The following is a 13903-nucleotide window of genomic DNA, read 5'->3' on the forward strand; positions in this document are numbered from 1 at the left end:
ATCTGTAATCGCCCAGACAACAAGGAGGAACGCAATGGAGATCGACGTCGCCAAGGTATTGGGGCTCGTGACGCGCTCGGTGCAGAATTTCGAGAAGGACGGCAAGGCCGCCAGCACCGTGACGCTGACGCGTCTCTACGAGACCAGCGTCGACGATCTCTGGGACGCGGTGACCAGCAAAGAGCGCATTCCACGCTGGTTCTTGCCGATCGAGGGCGACCTCCAGCCTGGCGGAAGGTACCAGCTCAAAGGCAATGCGGGCGGCACCATCACGGCGTGCACGCCGCCGACCCATTTTGCCGCGACGTGGGAATTCGGCGGCGCGACCAGCTGGATCGATGTGAGGCTGGCAGCCGAGCGAAATCAGGCGCGTTTGACGCTGGAGCACACCGCAATCATCGAGGACCATTGGAATCAGTTCGGTCCAGGCGCGGTGGGCATCGGCTGGGACCTCGCCATTGCGGGACTTGAGCGATATCTTGCGACCGGAGCATCGGTCGATCATGAGACGGCCGAGGCCTGGATGGGCTCTCCTGCGGGCAAGGACTTCATGACGACGTCAGGCGAATATTGGCGCGCGGCGCATGTCGCGAGCGGGGTCGATCCTGACACCGCGAAGCAGCGCTCGGACCGCACCATCGCGTTCTATCGCGGCGAGATGCCGCCTGATATCGCGCATCGAGGCACAGGAAGCTGATGCAAATCTTCGAAGTCCTCGCCGATCCCGTACGGCGCCGCATCCTCGAACTGCTTGCGCCCGGCGAAATGGCGTCCGGTGAGGTCGTCGAAGCGATCGGGGCCGAGTTCGGGATCACGCAGGCGGCCGTGTCACAGCACCTCAAGGTGCTGCGCGAGAGCGGCTTTGCAAGCGTCCGGGCGGAGGCACAGAGACGACTCTATTCGGTCGACGTCGCAGGGCTTCGGGCCGTGGATGCGTGGATCGGTCAGTTCAGGAATTTCTGGGAACCGAAGCTCGACGCGCTGGCAACCGAGATCGCGCGCGGCAAACGGGAGCGTCGCAACGCTCCGATCACCAAGCGGAGCGGGAGGAGGGCCTGAGGCAACCGCGACGAGGATGCGGAGGGGCCATCAGTCGCGCTCAACCCCGCGATATCTTCTCGAACTTCTTCACCAGCCGCTCCCTTTTCAGGCGCGACAGCCGCTGGATCCAGAATAGGCCGTCGAGCTGGTCGATCTCGTGCTGGTGGCAGACGGCGCGCAAGGCCTCCGATTCTTCGGTCTGCGCGTTGCCGTCGAGATCCCGATAGCTGATCCGCACGCGGGCGTGGCGCTGGACCTCGTCGTTCACGCCGGGCATCGAGACGCTGCCTTCCCTGTGCAGGATCATCTCCAGCGAGGCCCATTCGATCTCGGGATTGACGTAGGTTTGCGGACCCTCTTTGGCGTCGAGCTCGAGCACGACGACGCGCAAGGGCACGCCGATATGCGGCGCGGTGATGCCGATGCCAGGTGCGGCGCGCATGGTGTCGAGCAAATCCTGCGCAAGTTCGCGCAAGGCGTCGTCGAACGCGGTGACGGCGCGCGCAGGCATCGAGAGCCGGCGGTCGGGGTAGCGGACGATCGGGCGAATGGTCATGCACGCTCCTACCACTCACGGATGGTTGAAGCATCCCGTTCCTGCGGCTGGGCGGGTACTTTCATGCGCAGCTCGAGCCTTCCCGCCAGCAGGAACCCGAGGGCGCTAGTGCTTTGCACAAATGCTTTCCTCAAGCGCTTCCCTGGAATGCGCTCTCCCTAGAAATTGCATAGTCGGTTGATCGATAGTTGGTCTATGACCTACAGGCGATGATCCAAAACGCGCGAAGACGCCTCCCGCCAGAACATGCGCCAAAGCATGCCTCATGCCTGATGATCTGAACTGGCTTTCCGCGCGCGAGTTGGCCCGGCGCTTCGCCAGCGGCGAGCTGTCGCCGGTCGATGTGCTGGATGCGACCCTGGCGCGGCTGCATGCGGTGGATCCCGTCCTGAACGCGGTGTGCCTGCTGGACGAGCCGCAGGGGCGGCGTCTGGCGGCGGAGTCAGCCGATCGCTGGCGTCGCGGAACGCCGCTCGGGCCGCTCGACGGCGTGCCGGTCGCGATCAAGGATACCGCGCAGGTTACGGGATGGCCGATGCGCATCGGCTCCCACGCCACGCCGGCCGCGCCCAGTACGCAGGATACGCCCGGTGTGGCCCGGCTGCGCGAGGCCGGCGCCGTGTTCTTCTGCAAGACGACGACCCCTGAATTCGGCTGGAAGGGAATCACCCACGGCCCGCTGACCGGCATCACCCGCAATCCCTGGGATATTTCCCGCACACCCGGTGGCTCCAGCGGCGGCTCGGCCGCCCTGGTGGCGGCCGGCGTGGTCCCGCTCGCCACCGGAGGCGACGGCGGCGGCTCCATCCGTATCCCGGCGGCGTTCAGCGGCGTGTTCGGATTGAAGCCGAGCTACGGCCTGGTGCCGAATTTCCCCGGCGCCATGGGAACGCTCGCGGTCTACGGCGGCCTGTCGCGCGATGTCGCCGACAGCGCGCTGTTGCTGAACGTGCTCACGCGCCCGGATGCGCGCGACTCCTTTGCCATTCCCCATCGCGGTATCGATTATCTCGATGGTCTCGAGCGCGGCGTCGCGGGCCTGCGGATCGCGTGGTCGCCCGACCTCGGCTTTCCGGGCGCCGACCCCGCCGTGGTGGCCGCCATGCGGCCGGCGCTCGACGCGCTGGAGGCGGCCGGCGCCGAATTGCAGGATGTTGCTCTTGATCTGTCCGGCGCGCGGCATGCGCTGGAGGTGATCTGGGGGGCATCGCATGCCGCGCTGGTGCGTGATTTCACCGGCGCGCAGCTGGCGGCGCTCGATCCGGGCCTGCTGCGATTGATCATCGCGGCCCAGGATATCTCCGCCAGCGAATTGCAAGCCGCCCATGTCGAGATGCGGGCGCTGAGCCAGCAGATGCAGGCGTTTCACGGGGATTACGATCTGCTGCTGACGCCGACCGTGCCGATCACTGCTTTCGCAGCCGGTATCGACACGCCCGACGCGGCGCGCTTCCCGCAATGGTTCGACTGGACGCCGCTGACATGGCCGTTCAACCTGACGCGCCAGCCCGCGGCCTCGGTGCCGTGCGGATTTGTCGAGGGGCTGCCGATTGGCTTGCAGATCGTCGGGCCGATGTTCGCCGAGCAGACGATCCTGCGCGCCAGCCGCTGCGTCGAGCAGGCCTGCGTCACCGCTGCGCGACCAAGCCTTGCCGATGGCGCCGCGCGGACGTCTCGTCAGGTGCGATGATCTGCAGTCGATCGGCGTTGCCTCGGCGTCAGCGCGAGGCGGGAATTGCCCCGCGTCGCAGCGCTCAATGCGCCCGACAAGGTGAAGGCGCTGATCGCGATCGAATCTTCGGGAGCACCTGATCCTGCGAAGGCCGACGCCGCGAAACTCAAGGGCGTGCCGCATCTGATCGTGTGGGGCGATTTCCTCGACAAGGTCCCGGTGTGGTCGAAGCTCGCGGCCAACCCGACCAGACGGGGACAGGCAGTGGCCGCCGCCGGCGGCAAGGTTGATACCTTCGAACTGCCGAATGGGCATCAAGGGGAACACCCATATGATGATGGACGGCAACTCCGACGACATCGCCAAACTGGTTGGCGACTGGATCGACAAGCAGGGACTGGCGAACTAGGGCTTGCACTCACAGAGTTCGGCTTACCAACGCAAAGCGGAAGTTTCCCGCCTAGAACGTGTTCGGCGGCTTGTGACCCTGAGCGGACCTGTGTGGGACCCCTATCCTAATTTGTTTTTCGCCATTTCCATGTAGCTATCAGATACACGGAAAGACCTAAGATCGCGGTCCAGAGTATGATCCGAATTGGCTTGGATTCGCCGCTATCGACGAGCCCGTATAGCGTCAGGAGCAAGTAAACGACTGCGCATCCTAGCAGGGTCCATTTCAACGCGCCTCTCGACATTCCAGAACCCTATCACTTCCCGACCGCGTCAGTTGACGATCTCCTTCATACCATAGCGATGTCGGGTTGTGGCTCGTTTGAGACCTTGCCATGGGCACCAAAGATGTCCGCTCGTCGGGGCTGACCGGAAGTAATCGCGGGAGGACTAAACCGACGCGATTGACCCGAAGCAGAAGTCAATCAACTTCCGCCCTCACTCAAGCCGCCACCGCTTCCACAATGCTTGCTGCAGATTCGGTCGATACCACCTGCGTCAGACGGAAGCCGGCCTTGCCTAGAAGTAACGCATACTCCGACGCGGTTCGTTCGCGGCCCCCAAGTTGTACCAACATGACCATGTCGAGCATTTTTCCAGGATGGGCGACGTCACCCGGCGGTAAGACCATCTCAACAATCAGCAGACGACCCGCGGGATCCATCGCTTTGCGGACATGGCCAAGGATCGTCAAACACCTGTCTTCGTCCCAATCATGGATGATGTGCGATAGAATATAGGCATCCGCACCACTCGGAACGCCTGCGAAGAAGTCCCCAGGTTCAATCGCTATCCGACCGCTGACACCTTTGGCCTTAAGCAGGACGGGTGCGTCTTTAACAACGTGTGGTCTGTCAAACAAAATACCGCGTGGCCCATGATGCAAGGATAGCACGGCCGAAAGCATGTTGCCTGTCGCTCCGCCAACGTCGACGATGGTTTTGAAGGCCGAAAAATCGTAAGCAGCAGCGACGGCTGGAGGCTCTTGGTTATGGAAACCTACCATCATTTCGCTGAATAACGACGCTTCCTCTGGATGCTGCGCGAGATAGTCAAAGAATGACACGCTGTGCGCTTTTTCGAAGCCGGGTTTGCCGGTCTGGACAGAGTAGACCAAATGATCCCAACCCATCTGGCTCCAGGGGCTGCCCATAAACAACAGGCTGGATTTTGCCGAGCCTGGCGCACCGGTCTTCAAGGCATTACCCAACTCGGTTAGTGCGAAGCGTTGCTCGGATTGCTCGGTTAGTACGCCCAAGCTTGCTAGGGTGCGCATTAAGCGGTGCAAGGAAGGCTCGTGAACCTGCATGCGACCTGCAAGCTCGGCAGCACTCTTGGGTCCAGGCGCGAGATGATCCGCGAGGCCCAGTCTGGCGGCAGCATAGATGATCCTGGAGACGAGACCGGCCTGACCCATCTGGATCAATTGAATATGGGGCGGAACTACTTTTGACTTCGGCGGCTCCTGGTCTGGCATGAATAATTCCTTCAAAAATACGGAAAGTATTTGCTCAGCATACCAAGCAGTCCAGATGCAGGCTACTTCAGGTTTTGGCCCTTCGCGGCCGTTGAAGCGGTGCTGCGACAGTCCGTTCAGAAGGGTAGACCGGAAGTTTGCAGCCGAGCGCTAGATCGACGCTTTTGACCCATCTCGGACATTGAGACGCAGCTTCGGATATCATTATTTGCCCAATCACACTGGCCGTCTGGTCGCAAAGTGCTAGGCTTTGGACATGGACCGGCGTTTCCTCCGCGGTGCTCAATGAGACGACGCGAGTTCATGGGGCTGATCGGCGGCGCGGCAGCGACGTGGCCGCTCGGCGTGCGCGCGCAGCAACCAGCAAAGTGGGTCTACAGGGTAGGTTACCTCGCGAGCGCGTCGCGGGAGCAAACACTTCGTAATGTTAGAGCCTTCGAAGCGGGCCTGCGGAGCCTTGGCTATCGCGTCGGCGAGAATGTCGTGATCGAGTACTGTTTTGCCGACGGAGACACCGGGCGGCTGACGGCGCTTGCCACAGAGATTTCCGGGCTCGGCGTGGACGTCATCGTTTCCGGAACCAATGCGACCACGGTTGCGGCCATGAAGGCGACTCGGACGATCCCGATCGTGATGGCCAACAGTGCCGAGCCCGTCAGTGCAGGCCTTGTCGCCAGTCTGGCGCGCCCTGGTGGCAATGTCACTGGGTTCAGCTCGGAGCCCGGCGATGAGATCAACGGCAAGCGGCTCGAATTTCTGAAGGACACTCTGCCGAACCTCTCGCGCGTGGGCATTCTGTGGAATCCGGACTTTACGCCCAATCAGGACCAGTTGACGTCGCTGCGGGAAGCCGCCCAAGCGTTGGGGTTGACGCTTGTCCCGGCCGAGGCGCGCGGCTCGGAAATACTTGAACAGGCGTTCGCGACAATGGTGAGGGAACGCGCGCAGGTGCTCGTCGTGCTGAGTGATGGAGTACTGTTCAACCATCGCGGCCTGATTGGCGTCATGGCCGTCAGAAATCGGCTGCCTGCAATCTCTGCGGTGAGAGAATACGCGGAAGCGGGCTTCCTCTTGAGCTACGGAACTGACTTGCCAGATCAGTTTCGCCGGTCTGCGACCCTTGTGGACAAGATTCTCAAGGGTACGAAACCTGCCGATCTGCCGGTCGAACGGCCGACCAAGTACGAACTTGTTATAAACCTCCAGACCGCCAAAGCACTCGGCATCAACATGCCACCGACCCTGCTGACGCGGGCCGATGTAGTGATCGAGTAGGCACTCTGACGTCGCTTATTGGTCCAAGGCCGACTACGCCGAAATCAGACAGGCCTCCGGCATTGCCAAGCCGTTGCCGGATGCGCTCGGCGCAAGGGGCGTCGAAGGGCGGGATAGCCGGAGCCCCTGTGGGCCGGCACGGCGGCGATGTCGATCTTCGGCATGAGCTGTTCCCCGAAAAGCGCGCTGGATCAGCGGGCGTCCGAGGGTGATGCAACCAAGCTGGCGGGATGATGACATCATGCCGGTGTTTTGCCCGACGAGTCAAATTGCAGCTTGGCGGCGCGCGAGAGTGACATCGCAAGGAACCGGCATCGTAAGTCGTTGATCCCGCAGGCGCCGTCTACTGTGCATGGGGTTGTTTTCGCGGTTTTTGATATGGCGGGTGCAAGATTTGCGAAGGCAACAGAGGCTCCCGCAAAAAATCACGCTACTCTGTCGGCCCTGGCTGTTCCCATTCGTCTTCCATCCAGACAGACTGACGGGAGACCAAGATGAACGCTTCCTCGTATCGCTGGGTGATCGTCGCCGCCGGCGGCCTGCTCGGCTGCGTCGCCATCGGCGGCATGTTTTCGCTGCCGGTGTTCCTGCAGCCGATCGCAAAAGACACCGGCTGGTCGGTGACCGGCATTTCCAGCGCGATGACGATCGGCTTTCTGGCGATGGCCTTCACCAGCATGGCTTGGGGTACGCTGACGGATAAATTTGGGCCGCTGCCGGTGGTGCTGACGGGATCGTGCGTGTTGACGCTCAGCCTGTTCGCGGCAAGCCATGCGACCTCGCTGCTGGCGTTCCAATTCGTGTTCGGCCTGCTGGTCGGCGCCTCCTGCGCGGCGATCTTCGCGCCGATGATGGCGACGGTCACCGGATGGTTCGAGACGCATCGGAGCCTCGCGGTGTCGCTGGTGTCGGCCGGCATGGGCATGGCGCCGATGACGATGGCGCCGCTCGCGGCCTGGCTCGTCTCCGGCCATGACTGGCGCACCTCGATGCAGATCGTGGCGCTGGTGGTCGGCGCCATCATGATCCCGGTCTCCTTCCTGGTGCGCCGCCCGCCCGCGCTCGCGCACGCGATGGCCGCACCAATGGGCGAGGGCGCCGGGCAGGCCGAGATGTCGATGGGCAACGCGCTGCGCTCGCCGCAATTCCTGATCCTGCTCGCGGCCAATTTCTTCTGCTGTGCCACCCATTCCGGCCCGATCATCCACACCGTCAGCTACGCCGTGAGCTGCGGCATTCCGCTGGTCGCGGCGGTGACGATCTACAGTATCGAGGGCTTTGCCGGCCTCGGCGGGCGCATTGCCTTCGGCCTGATGGGTGACCGCTTCGGCGCCAAGCGCGTGCTGGTCTCGGGCCTGCTGCTCCAGGCGTTCGGCGCGCTCGCCTATGTCTTCGCGCAGCAGCTCGCGACCTTCTACGCCGTCGGCGCCGTGTTCGGCTTCATCTATGCCGGCACCATGCCGCTTTACGCCGTGCTCATCCGCGAAAATTTTCCGCTGCGGATGATGGGCACCGTGATCGGCGGCACCGCGATGGCCGGCAGCCTCGGCATGGCAACGGGGCCGCTCGCCGGCGGCCTGATCTACGACGCCTTCTCCAGCTATGCCTGGCTCTACATCGCCTCCTGGGCGATGGGCTTGGGTGCGTTCCTGATGGCGATGAATTTCCGGCCGTTTGCCAAGCCGCAAGGCGAGGCGGTCGCCGCGACGGCATAGGCGGCCTCGCCGAGGCGCGGCCTCAGAGCTGCGCCTCGATCGCGGCCTTGTCGACGATCGACCACACCTGCCAGATCTTTCCGTCACGAAACTCGTAAAATACGTTCTCGCAGAACGATACACGCTTTCCATCAACCGCCAGCCCCAGGAATGTCCCGATCGGCGCGCAATCGAATTTCAATCGGGCGGCGATATTGGGCGGATCGGAGATCAGCAGGTCGACGTTGAAATGCAGATCCGGAATCTCGCGGAAATCCCCCTCCAGCATCGCGCGATAGCCGGATACGCCGAGCTGCCGCGAATTGTGAGCGACATTGTCATGCACGAACTGCCCGAGCGCCGGCCAGTCCTGACGGTTCAGGCAATCGATATAGTTGCGGTAGGTATTGACGAGGTCGGTCCGTGTCATGGCGAAGCTCCGGGCTTCGAGCACAACGCGCCGGGAGGGTGAATCGACGCTCCGCTCAGAGCCGCTTTTCGAAGAACAGATCCGGGTAGGGGTCGTCGTTGAAGCGCGGGATCTCGCGCCAGCCGGTGGTGCGGTAGAGCTGCCCGGCCTCGGGCAGCGCGCTGTTGGTGTCGAGCCGCAGCAGCGCGATGCCGAGCCCGTGCGCGGCTTCCTCGGTCGCGTCCATCAGGCGCCGGCCGAGCCGCAATCCGCGCGCGGCGGGCGCGACCCAGAGCCGCTTGACCTCGGCGTAGCCGTGATCCGTTCCCTTCAAGCCCACGCAGCCGATCGGCAGCGTGTCCGACATCGCGACGATGAAGGTGCCGCGCGGGCGGCGCATGTCCTTGGCGTCAGGATCGCGCGACAGCGACACGTCAAAGCCCTGCTTGAAGCGGCGGCCGAGCTCTGCGTAGTACTCGCCAAGGCAATAGCGCGCTTGGTCGCTCTGCGGATCCATCTCGGCAAGGGCAACGCGCTCGCGCGTCAGCGCCGAGGCGATCAGGTCCATTGCCGCCAGCAGCGCCTCGCGCTGCGGATGTTGCGCGAGAAAACCTTCGGCCTGCGTGTTCGAAAGGGCTTCGTAGGCCGCGAACTCGCGCCGGCCGGAACGCGTCAATTTGGCCACGCGCCGGCGTGCATCGTCCGCATGCGCGCTGGTCTCGACCAGCCCTTCGTCCTCGAGGCTCCGCAGCAGCCGGCTCATCAACCCGGAATCGAGGCCGAGATAGTCGCGAATCTCCGCCACATCCGAGCGTCCGTGCCCGATCGCATTGAGCACGCGCGCCGCTCCGAGCGGCCGACCGCGCCCGAGGAACGAGGTGTCGAGCGCGCCGACGCCTGAAGTGACGGCGCGATTGAAGCGGCGAACGCGGGAGACGGGGTCGAGCATGATGTCTGACTTTAGTCAGGTAATGGTTTCTGTCAATCGGGTCGGACGGATCGGCTCGTGTGGTTGTGAGTTGTGCCCGTGCCGCAGACCGCTACCATGCGCCCGCTGCCGTGGAACACGGGCCGGCACAGCGAGCGGAGGCGACATGAGCGGGCAGGACCACAAAGTCAAAGGATCGGACCTGTTTGTCGCGGCGCTGGAGAACGAAGGCGTCGACCGCATCTTCGGTGTTCCCGGCGAAGAAAATCTCGATCTGGTCGAATCGCTGCGCACCTCCAGAATCGAGTTGGTCCTGACCCGCCACGAGCAGGCCGCCGCCTTCATGGCCGCCACGCATGGCCGGCTCACCGGCAAGCCCGGCGTTTGTCTGTCCACGCTCGGTCCCGGCGCGCTCAATCTGGCCACGGGCGCGGCCTATGCACATCTCGGCGCGATGCCGATGATCTTGATCACCGGCCAGAAGCCGATCATGAGCAGCCGGCAGGCGCGATTCCAGATCGTGGACGTGGTCGCGAGCATGAAGCCGCTGACGAAATTGTCGCGGCAGATCATCAGCGCCTCCAGCATTCCGACCGTGGTGCGCGATGCCTTCCGCGTGGCGATGGAGGAGCGGCCGGGGCCGGTGCATCTCGAACTGCCCGAGGATATCGCCGGCGATGAAGTGCCGGCCGCGCCCGTGATCCCGGTCCATCCGATCGAAATTCCCGTCGCCCATCGCGCCGCGCTCGATCGGGCCGCCGAAATGATCCTGGCCGCGAAACATCCGCTGGTGATGATGGGTGCGGCGACCAGCAGGCCTCGATCCACGCACGGCATCGCCAGCTTCGTGCGGCGGACCGGCATTCCGTTCTTCACCACGCAAATGGGTAAGGGCACCGTGCCCGGCGGCACCAATCTCTATATGGGCACCGCCGCGCTGTCCGAACGTGACTACGTTCACGATGCGATCGAGGCCGCCGATCTGATCATTGCGATCGGTCACGATCCGATCGAGAAGCCGCCCTTCATCATGGGGCCGGCGGGGCCGAAGGTCATCCACGTCAGCTACACGCCGGCGAGCGTGGAGCTGGTCTATTTCCCCGACGCCGAGATCGTCGGCGACGTCGGCCCGAGCCTGGAGCTCCTGGCCGACCGGCTCGAGGGCAAGCTGCCGCAAGCGGCGGCGCTGTTGCCGTTGCGCGAGGAGATTCTCGGCCATCTGGCCGATCGCGCCACCGAAGCACGCTGGCCGCCGACGCCGCAACGGATCGTGCACGACATCCGCCAGGTGATCCCGGAGAACGGCATCGTTGCGCTCGACAACGGCATGTACAAGATCTGGTTCGCGCGCAACTACCGCACCCGTGTCGCCAACACGCTGCTGCTCGACAATGCGCTGGCGACCATGGGCGCGGGCCTGCCCTCGGCAATGATGGCCGCGATGCTCTATCCGGACCGCCGCGTGCTCGCGGTCGCCGGCGACGGCGGCTTCATGATGAACAGCCAGGAGATGGAAACCGCCGTCCGTCTCAAGCTCAATCTCGTCGTGCTGGTGCTGGAGGACAATGCCTACGGCATGATCCGCTGGAAGCAGGCGGTCGATCATTTTGCGGATTATGGCATGACTTTCGGCAATCCCGATTTCGTCCTCTATGCGAAGGCCTATGGCGCGAAGGGGCACCGCATCGCGAGCATCGACAGCTTTGTCCCGACGCTCGATGCGTCGTTCAAGCAGGGTGGCGTGCATCTGGTCGTGATCCCGATCGACTATTCGGAGAATGTGCGGGTGCTGGTCGACGAGCTGCGCGCATGAGAAGGCGAAGGCGTGAGAACTGCGATCTCGTGCCCCGGACGCAGCGCAGCGCCTCTTCGGCGGTGCGCTGCAGAGCCGGCGCCCATGCATCAGCGAGCTCTGTGGCCTACTGGGTCCCGGCTCTGCGCAGCAGCGCCATATCGCGTCGAAGACGCGCGTGAACGCGCTTTCGGCGTTGCAGCGCGTCCGGGACACGAGAGGAACGACCGCACTTGTCTCGCGCGTCCCGATCGCAGACATTCACTAGCACCTAACCAACCAACAGGAATAAGACATGACTCGCGTTCGCTGTATCACCGAGATGGGCATGGGCGTCGACGTCCACGGCAGGGACGCCACCAAGGCGGCGAAGCGCGCGGTGTCGGATGCCATCAGGCATTCGAGCCTCGGCTTCTTCCGGATGATCGGGAAGACCGCGAACGACATGTTCGTCGACGTCACGATCGCGGTGCCCAACCCCGAGGCGGTGGACAAGGAAGCCGTTGCCAAGGAGCTGCCTTACGGCACGGTGACCGTCAACGCGGTCAAGGGCGGGCTGGAGATTCCCTCGACCCCGGAACAGGGCAACGACCCCATTCTCATCGCCAATGCCGCCGTCATCGTCAGCTTCGACAAGGACTAGGCCGGTGTCGGACAGCGATGAGCGGCTCCTGGATCGCCCGATCTGGAGCGCGCTGACGACCAGCCAGAAGCATCTGGCGGAGGGCGGCCCGCGCGCGCTGCGCTATCCCGTGGACATGACGCCGTTTGCCGACATGGCCGACATGTCCGAGGCGAGCTTTGCCGCACTCCATGATCTCCTGTCGGGCTCGCAGGTTGCCGCGCTGTTCACGCCGGAGCCGGTCGACATTCCCGCCGGCTTCAAGGTGGTGCTGGCCGAGACCGGCGAGCAGATGATCGGCTCGCCCGCTGACAGTGCACCCCGCGATGCCGAGATCGTCACATTGGGCGCCTCTGACGTTCCAGCCATGATGGCGCTGACGGAGCTGACCAAGCCCGGTCCGTTCGCAGCACGGACCCATGAGCTCGGTACGTTCCTCGGTATTCGCGCCGGCGACGAACTGGTCGCGATGACGGGCGAGCGGATGAAGCCGGGAAAATTCGTCGAGATGACGGCCGTCTGCGTGCATCCGGACTATCGCGGGCGCGGCTATGCACAGGCGCTGCTCGCGGCGGTCGCGCGGCGTATCGAGGCGCGCGGCGAAATTCCGTTCCTGCACGTGTTTTCCAACAACGCGTCGGCGATAGGGCTGTACCAGCGGCAGGGGATGACAATCCGCCGCCGCCTGCACGTGACCGTGGTGATGAAACAGGAATGAGTGCCGCCGCTTCGCTGGGCTTCATATCCCGTGAATTCACGCTATATCCGTGCAGCCACAATGGGAAAACACATGGACGCCAGAACACCTGATTTTTCCGCCGCACGGACGGCGATGCAGCGCTACGTCGATCAGGAGATCATCCCCGGTGCATCCTGGGCCGTGCTGCGCGGCAGCGAGGTCGTCGAGCAGCAATGCGTCGGGTTCGCCGACCGCGAGGCAAAGACGGCACTCCGGCCCGACCACATCTTTCGCGCCTTTTCCAACACCAAGATCTTCGTCACCTGCGCGATCATGCTGCTGATCGAGGAGGGCCGCATCGGGCTCGACGACGCGATCGAGACATTCCTGCCGCAGCTCGGCAATCGCAAGGTGCTGAAGCGGGGCGCGGAAAGCCTTGCCGATGTCGAGCCGGCGAAGAGCCCGATCACGATCCGCCAGCTCCTGACCCACACCGCCGGCCTCAGCTACGGCATCTTCGATCCCGGCACGGTACTGTTCAAAGGCTACAACGCGGCGGGCGTGCTCAATCCGCTGACGCCGCTCGCTGACATGATCGACAAGCTGGCCGATCTGCCGCTGTCCTATCATCCCGGCGAAGCCTGGGAATAATCGGTGGCCACCGACGTGCTCGGCCGTGTCGTGGAGGTCGTCTCGGGCAAATCCCTCGATGCCTTCCTCAAGGCGCGCATCTTCGATTCCCTCGGCATGGTCGACACCGGCTTTTACGTGCCCGAGGCGCAGCAGGGCAGGCTGGTTGCACTCTATAATGGCGCGGACGTCCTCGATCCGATGAAGCCTGGCCTCACCCGGGCCGACAATCTTCCTTTTCCGCAGGCTTATCGGCGGCCGTTTCCGCGGCTCTCGGGCGGCGGCGGTCTGGTCTCGACCTTGCCCGACATGCTCGTGCTGGTGCGCGCGTTGCTGCCCGGGTCGGATGCGCTGCTCAAGCCGGACACGCTGCGGCAGATGATGACGAACCAGTTGCCCGCGGGCCAGACCATCCGCTTCGCCAATCTCGGGCCGATTCCCGGCAAGGGCTTTGGCCTCGGCGGTGCCGTCACCTTCGCGCCGACGTCCTTCGATCCTCCGAATTCGACCGGCGAATTCCAGTGGGGCGGTCTTGCTGGCACCCATTGGTGGATCTGCCCTGCGGCCAATACCGCCGGCGTGCTGATGGCCCAACGCTACATGGGCTTCTGGAATCCGTTCTTCTTCGAGTTCAAGCGCCTGGCCTATCGGGCGGTCGGGGGCTGATCGCGAGAGCGC

The 13903-nt window shown here is 63.8% G+C and carries 12 protein-coding genes and 2 pseudogenes; 9 read left to right on the forward strand and 5 right to left on the reverse strand.

Annotated features, from left to right (window positions below; all coding sequences use genetic code 11):
• Nucleotides 1-34 precede the first annotated feature (34 nt).
• A complete protein-coding gene (locus QSV46_RS10670; protein WP_314950051.1) occupies nt 35-697 on the forward strand; it encodes an SRPBCC family protein in 663 nt (220 codons plus the stop codon).
• On the forward strand, nt 697-1059 hold the full coding sequence (locus QSV46_RS10675; protein WP_314950052.1) for a metalloregulator ArsR/SmtB family transcription factor: 363 nt from the start codon (nt 697-699) through the stop codon (nt 1057-1059). Before QSV46_RS10670 ends, QSV46_RS10675 begins: the two co-directional genes overlap by 1 nt.
• 40 nt (nt 1060-1099) lie before the next feature.
• Here the strand turns inward: QSV46_RS10675 and QSV46_RS10680 are convergent, their stop codons facing one another.
• The gene (locus tag QSV46_RS10680; protein ID WP_314950053.1) at nt 1100-1597 is read right to left on the reverse strand and encodes a peptide deformylase; all 498 of its coding nucleotides are present in this window, start codon (nt 1595-1597) and stop codon (nt 1100-1102) included.
• A 265-nt stretch (nt 1598-1862) separates the two neighbouring features.
• Between QSV46_RS10680 and QSV46_RS10685 the strand changes: the two genes are divergently transcribed.
• Nucleotides 1863-3287 carry an amidase gene (locus tag QSV46_RS10685; RefSeq protein WP_314950054.1) on the forward strand — a complete coding sequence of 475 codons (1425 nt, stop codon included), beginning with the start codon at nt 1863-1865 and terminating at the stop codon, nt 3285-3287.
• Nucleotides 3288-4161: 874 nt separating this feature from the next.
• Here the strand turns inward: QSV46_RS10685 and QSV46_RS10690 are convergent.
• On the reverse strand, nt 4162-5196 hold the full coding sequence (locus tag QSV46_RS10690) for a methyltransferase (RefSeq protein ID WP_314950055.1): 1035 nt from the start codon (nt 5194-5196) through the stop codon (nt 4162-4164).
• A gap of 303 nt (nt 5197-5499) precedes the next feature.
• Between QSV46_RS10690 and QSV46_RS10695 the strand changes: the two genes are divergently transcribed.
• The gene (locus tag QSV46_RS10695; protein ID WP_314950057.1) at nt 5500-6471 is read left to right on the forward strand and encodes an ABC transporter substrate-binding protein; all 972 of its coding nucleotides are present in this window, start codon (nt 5500-5502) and stop codon (nt 6469-6471) included.
• Between the two features lie 34 nt (nt 6472-6505).
• Here the strand turns inward: QSV46_RS10695 and QSV46_RS10700 are convergent.
• Nucleotides 6506-6635: pseudogene (locus QSV46_RS10700) on the reverse strand (transcriptional regulator); the annotation flags it as partial.
• Between the two features lie 330 nt (nt 6636-6965).
• Here QSV46_RS10700 and QSV46_RS10705 point away from each other — a divergent pair.
• Entirely contained in the window at nt 6966-8186 is a 1221-nt protein-coding gene (locus QSV46_RS10705; RefSeq protein WP_314950058.1) for an MFS transporter, read from the forward strand.
• A 22-nt stretch (nt 8187-8208) separates the two neighbouring features.
• Here QSV46_RS10705 and QSV46_RS10710 read toward each other — a convergent pair whose 3' ends face one another.
• A complete protein-coding gene (locus QSV46_RS10710; protein WP_314950060.1) occupies nt 8209-8595 on the reverse strand; it encodes an ester cyclase in 387 nt (128 codons plus the stop codon).
• Between the two features lie 55 nt (nt 8596-8650).
• The gene (locus QSV46_RS10715) at nt 8651-9523 is read right to left on the reverse strand and encodes a bifunctional helix-turn-helix transcriptional regulator/GNAT family N-acetyltransferase (RefSeq protein ID WP_314950062.1); all 873 of its coding nucleotides are present in this window, start codon (nt 9521-9523) and stop codon (nt 8651-8653) included.
• 145 nt (nt 9524-9668) lie between these two features.
• Between QSV46_RS10715 and QSV46_RS10720 the strand changes: the two genes are divergently transcribed.
• The 4 genes and pseudogenes from QSV46_RS10720 (at nt 9669) to QSV46_RS10735 (ending at nt 13891) form a co-directional block, all read left to right on the forward strand.
• On the forward strand, nt 9669-11315 hold the full coding sequence (locus QSV46_RS10720; protein WP_314950064.1) for an acetolactate synthase large subunit: 1647 nt from the start codon (nt 9669-9671) through the stop codon (nt 11313-11315).
• Between the two features lie 274 nt (nt 11316-11589).
• Nucleotides 11590-11937 (forward strand): Lin0512 family protein, encoded by a 348-nt coding sequence (locus QSV46_RS10725; RefSeq protein ID WP_314950065.1) that lies wholly within the window; start codon nt 11590-11592, stop codon nt 11935-11937.
• 4 nt (nt 11938-11941) lie between these two features.
• The gene (locus QSV46_RS10730) at nt 11942-12634 is read left to right on the forward strand and encodes a GNAT family N-acetyltransferase (protein WP_314950066.1); all 693 of its coding nucleotides are present in this window, start codon (nt 11942-11944) and stop codon (nt 12632-12634) included.
• 72 nt (nt 12635-12706) lie between these two features.
• Nucleotides 12707-13891, forward strand: a pseudogene (locus QSV46_RS10735) (serine hydrolase domain-containing protein).
• The last annotated feature ends 12 nt before the right edge of the window (nt 13892-13903 follow it).

Source organism: Bradyrhizobium cosmicum (genome assembly GCF_032290525.1).
Classification (GTDB): domain Bacteria; phylum Pseudomonadota; class Alphaproteobacteria; order Rhizobiales; family Xanthobacteraceae; genus Bradyrhizobium; species Bradyrhizobium cosmicum_A.